The sequence below is a fragment of the bacterium genome (genome assembly GCA_021372775.1).
Taxonomy (GTDB): Bacteria; Acidobacteriota; Polarisedimenticolia; order J045; family J045; genus JAJFTU01.
Map to the genome: position 1 here is coordinate 1 of JAJFTU010000303.1, position 2,014 is coordinate 2,014.

At 69.7% G+C, this 2,014-nt stretch carries 3 protein-coding genes; 2 read left to right on the forward strand and 1 reads right to left on the reverse strand.

Going from position 1 to position 2,014, the window contains the following annotated elements; translation table 11 throughout:
• Positions 1-229: PLP-dependent transferase (locus LLG88_10500; GenBank protein MCE5247330.1), on the forward strand; the 229-nt coding region annotated here is incomplete at its 5' end.
• Positions 230-736: 507 nt separating this feature from the next.
• Here LLG88_10500 and LLG88_10505 read toward each other — a convergent pair.
• Positions 737-1,297: a helix-turn-helix domain-containing protein gene (locus LLG88_10505; GenBank protein ID MCE5247331.1), complete on the reverse strand. Its 561-nt coding sequence runs from the start codon at positions 1,295-1,297 to the stop codon at positions 737-739.
• Between the two features lie 207 nt (positions 1,298-1,504).
• On the opposite strand from LLG88_10505, the gene LLG88_10510 reads away from it, so the two are divergent.
• The coding region (locus tag LLG88_10510; protein MCE5247332.1) for a hypothetical protein at positions 1,505-2,014 on the forward strand (510 nt) is incomplete at its 3' end.

The following is a 2,014-nucleotide window of genomic DNA, read 5'->3' on the forward strand; positions in this document are numbered from 1 at the left end:
GTTCGACCTGCGCGGCGGGGCGGAGTTCGCCGACGCGGTCTGCCGCAACGTCCGGCTCATCCGCCACGCGACGAGCCTCGGCGCGGTGGAGTCGACGATGGAGCGGCGCGCGGCGATCCCCGGCCAGGAGCACCTGCCGCCTTCGCTGCTGCGCCTCAGCGTCGGCATCGAGGACCCCGACGACCTCTGGTCCGACCTCGATTCCGCGATCCGCGCCGCGGCGCGCTGAACGCCGGGGCTCGACGCGCGGTTCGCGCTCGGCGCGGGCTGTTGCATGGGCGGGAGACGGCTCGCGAGGAGCGGCGCGTTCGGGGCGCCGGCGGAAGCGACAGGGGAAACGACAGGGATAGTGACAGGGAAAGTGACAGGGGAAACCTCAGGGGAAACGACAGGGAAACGCCAAGGAGAACGACAGGGAAACGCCGAACGACGGAGCAAACGCCAGAGGAAACGCCGGAGAGCGCCGGGGCGGACGCCCGCGCAAACCGCGGAGGCGACCTTCGGCTGCGGCGCCTCCCCGAAATCCAGATTCACGAAACTCTGCGTCGGCGGCCTGAAGGGACCGTACTGGCCGCGGCCGGTGAGGAGCGGCGCGAGCTCGCGCACCGCCGAGTAGAACGTCGAACTGCCGGTGACTCCTGCGAGCTTCGCGATCCCTTCCGGGCTGTCCTCGACCGATCCCGGCGCGAGCGCGCCGGACGCGACGATGTTGATCGCGCACGGCGGCGCCGGTTCTTCATTTGGAGAGACGGTCACGCTGAGTCGGACGCGCCCGCTTTTCAGATCCTTGCTTGAGCCGAGGGACACCACTGCCTTCACGTTCACGATCGCGCCGGGGGCGGATTTCAGCCTGACGAACGGTGCGGGGCTTCGCCGCCCGCTTGACGAGGCGATTCGACGTGTGCGCCGCCCGCATCGCATAGTCGGGGTCGCACTTCAGCCGGATGAGTTCATCCATCGCTTCTTCCTGGACCTGCCCGGACTCCCAGCGCTTGACGCTGGCGTCGCCGACCTTGAGGAAACGCGCGAACTGATTCTGGCTCATGCCCAACGCCGCCCGGAACGACCGAATCTCGCCGCTCGTCAACAGCCCACGAGTCCTGCGGTAGACGTCGGCGACGCGCACGTTGAACGCGGGCATCTCCGGGCCGGGGATGGCGCTGAAGTGGCACTTCGCGCAGACCAGACCCTTCGCCTCGATGGCGTACTTCTCGCCGCGGAACTCGCCGGAGAAGACGGCCGTGCGTCGGCTGATCGCGCCGCCGCAAAGGGGGCAACTCAGCGTGTCTTCTTGCATGGCTCGTCCTCGTGTATGTCGAGATCTCGTTCCGCGCCTTCCGCGGCTTGCGATCGCATTCGCGGCATGACGGCCGATCCGGCACCGCGGTATCAAATGATACTATTCGGCGCCACGGGAGGGTTGGCGACGCAAAATGTCGGCGTCCTCTCCGCCGTGCCGACGTTTTGCGTTGACCGGAGTTGCAGCGCGACGCATATTGTCGGCATGGCGATCATCCGTGCCGACAAAGTGAGCCACCGTACCGGGGCCGGCGGACCCCTCGGCCGGCTCCGCGCGGCCGGCGTCGCGGCGTACTTCAGCCCGGGAGCGCTCGAAGCGGCCGGCCTGACCCGCGACCAGCTTCCCGCTCTCGTGCGCTCCGGCGGCGTCGAGCGCGTCGGCCGCGGGCTGTACCGGATCGCGGCGGCCGAGCCGACCGAGAACGCCTCGCTCGCCATGGCCTGCGCGCGCGTTCCGACCAGCGTCGTTTGCCTGCTTTCCGCGCTGCGCGTCCACGGCATCGGAACCCAGACGCCGGCCGAAGTCTGGCTCGCCATCCCGCACAAGGCCCGCGCGCCGCGCCTGCGCGAACTTCGGCTCCGCATCGTGCGCTTCAGCGGCCCGGCGTGGACGCTCGGGGTGCAGCGGACGGAGTTCGAGGGCGTGCCGGCGCTGATCACCTCGCCGGCGCGCACGGTCGTCGACTGCTTCCGCTTCGAGCGGCTCGTCGGCCCC

Coding starts and splice junctions, on each gene's coding strand:
- LLG88_10505 (MCE5247331.1), bottom strand. CDS start 1,297: ATGCAAGAAGACACGCTGAGTTGCCCCCTTTGCGGCGGCGCGATCAGC.